At 79.5% G+C, this 2470-nt stretch carries 3 protein-coding genes; 2 read left to right on the forward strand and 1 reads right to left on the reverse strand.

Features of this window, described 5'->3' with window-relative positions; genetic code table 11:
* On the forward strand, positions 1-347 hold a 347-nt coding region (locus tag GTR00_RS18850; protein WP_205706183.1), incomplete at its 5' end, for a lysylphosphatidylglycerol synthase domain-containing protein.
* A gap of 141 nt (positions 348-488) precedes the next feature.
* A complete protein-coding gene (locus tag GTR00_RS26040; protein WP_205706184.1) occupies positions 489-1772 on the forward strand; it encodes an MFS transporter in 1284 nt (427 codons plus the stop codon).
* A gap of 33 nt (positions 1773-1805) precedes the next feature.
* Here the strand turns inward: GTR00_RS26040 and GTR00_RS18860 are convergent, their stop codons facing one another.
* Entirely contained in the window at positions 1806-2354 is a 549-nt protein-coding gene (locus GTR00_RS18860; RefSeq protein ID WP_166613103.1) for a DUF1360 domain-containing protein, read from the reverse strand.
* Between the last annotated feature and the right edge of the window lie 116 nt (positions 2355-2470).

A 2470-nucleotide genomic window follows, 5' to 3' on the forward strand; every position in this document is an offset into this window, starting at 1 on the left:
CGCTGACCCACCCCGGCCGCCTGGCGCTGGCCCTGCTGGGCCACCTGGCCGTGCCGCTGGGGTTCGCGGCCACGCTGGCGGCGTGCGCGCGCGCGTTCGGCGGCGAGCCGGCCACCGCGCTGCTGGTGCTCGTCGTGGTGGGCAGCTCCGCCGTCACGGCCGCGGTGCCGGTGCCCGGCGGGGTCGGCGCCGCGGAGGCCGCGCTGGCCGCCGGGCTGGTGGCCGCGGGCCTGGACGCCGGGACCGCGCTGTCGGCGGCGCTGCTGCACCGCGTCCTGACCTTCTGGGCGCGCGTGCCGCCGGCGTGGGTGGCGGTGCTGTGGCTGCGCCGCCGCCGCGCCCTGTGAGGGAGGGCCGCCGCGCCCCGCACGGGTGCCGCTCGGTTGGCGCGCCGTCCGTGCGCCGACCTACCATCGAGGCAGCAATCCAGGGTCCGGGTGCCGCAGTGGCTGGGGGCGGCACCGCCGCACTGGAGGCTACCCACCCCCGTGGAGCACCACGACGTCCTCACCCCGCCGCGCGCCCGCTCGTCCCGCGGCGCCCTCGCCACCTACGGCCGGCTGCCCGCCGTGGCCGGGTGGCCCTACCTGGCCGTGTCCGCCCTGGCGCGCCTGCCCGTCTCGATGGTGCCGATCGCCACCCTCACCGCGGTGACGTCCACCAGCGGCTCGGTGGCCGCCGGCGGCGCGGCCAGCGCCGCCACCGCGATCGGGCAGGCCCTGGGCTCGGCCGCCACCGGCGTGCTGTGCGACCGGCACGGGCAGCGCCGCGTGCTGCTGCCCCTGGTGGCCGCCCACCTGCTCGCCCTCACCGGGTTCGTGCTGACCCTCGGCGGCGCGCTGCCGGCGCTGCTGGCGGCGGCGTTCCTGGCCGGCGCCACCCTGCCGCAGGTGGGGCCGCTGTCGCGGGTGCGGTGGATGCGCCTGTCCCCGGCGGACGTGCGCACCGCCCTGGCCCACGAGGGCGTGGTCGACGAGCTGTCCTTCGTCGCCGGGCCGGCCGCCGTCGGGCTGATCGCGCTGGCCTCCGGCGCCCGCACGCCCCTGGTGGTGGCCGCGGTGCTCACCGCCGTGTTCGCCACCGCGTTCGCGCTGCACCGCACCGCCCGCGCGGCCGCACCGGTCCCGGCCGCCGCGACCACCACCGGCGCGACCACCACCGGCGCGACCAGCGCGACCAGCGCGACCGGCGCCCCCGCCGGGCGGGCCCCGTCGGTGCTGCGCCCGGTGCTGGGGATGCTGGCCATGGGCGCCGTCTTCGGCGGCACCCAGGCCGCGCTGACCGCCGCGGCCACCGGGGCCGGGCGCGCCTCCGACGGCTCCCTGGTCTACTCGGCCCTCGCGGTCGGCTCCACGATCACCGCCCTGGGCACGGTGCTGGTGCCCGCGCACGTGTCGCTGCGGCGGCGCTGGCTCGTCGGCGCCGCCGGCCTGGTGGTCGGGGCGCTGGCGATGCTGCTGGCCGCCGGCAGCACCGCCGCCCTGGTGCCCGCCACGTTCCTCACCGGCCTGTTCGTCGGTCCCGTCATGGTCACCGTGAACACCGTCACCGCCGAGAGCGGCGGGCGGCGCACCGGCGGGGCGGCGATGACGCTGCTCACCAGCGGCACCGTGCTGGGCATCGCGGCCGGCTCGGCGCTCGCGGGGGCGCTGGCCGACGCCGCCGGCACCCGCTGGGCGTTCTCGGTGGCGGTCCTGGCCGCCGTGGCGCTGACCGCCCTGGCGGGCCTCAGCGGGTCTCGACCCGCACGGGCGGGGTCGCCGCGCTCCTGAGCGCGCACCGCCCCCCGCTGAGCCGCGGGGCCCTCAGCCGTCGGCCTGGGCGCGCTCCGGCAGGTGCTTGGCGGCGTCGTACACCAGGTGCAGCACGTCCGAGCCGAACACCGCGGTGAGCATCGCCGCGGCGCTGCGCGTCAGCCGCGGCGCGATCACCCCGCCGGCCACGAAGCCGGTGGCCACCCACACCGACGCGCAGAACGGGCACGTCAGCAGCTCCCCGAGCGAGTGCCGCAGCCCGCTGCCGCGCACCTCCTCCACCACCTCCCCCTCCCCGGCGGAGCCGGCGAAGCGGGTGAACGGCGCGCGCAGCGGTGCGGTGACCGCGTCCTTGGTCAGCAGCCGGCTGCCCTGGTGGGTGGCCAGCGTCAGCAGCGCCAGGTCCCCGGCGGAGAAGCGGTCGGGCACCGGCCGGCGCAGCGCCCGCGCCAGGGCGCTCGCCCCGCCCACGGCGCCGACGTAGACGCCCATGAGCGCCAGGAACCCGCCCAGGGGGCGCTCCTCCTCACCCTGGTAGGCGGACTGCACCGCGTGCAGGCGCTGGTGGATCTCGGAGACCGTCGGGGTGTCGCGTGCCATGACTGCCCCGTACCCCGCTGCGCCCGTCCGCACCCGCTGCCCGGCTCAGGAAATCGCTGCGGGCGCCGGGCCGCGCTGGCAGGGTCGCGGGCGCCGGCGGGTGCGAGGGGGTGGGC

It is taken from the genome of Kineococcus indalonis, assembly GCF_009906395.1.
GTDB lineage: Bacteria > Actinomycetota > Actinomycetes > Actinomycetales > Kineococcaceae > Kineococcus > Kineococcus indalonis.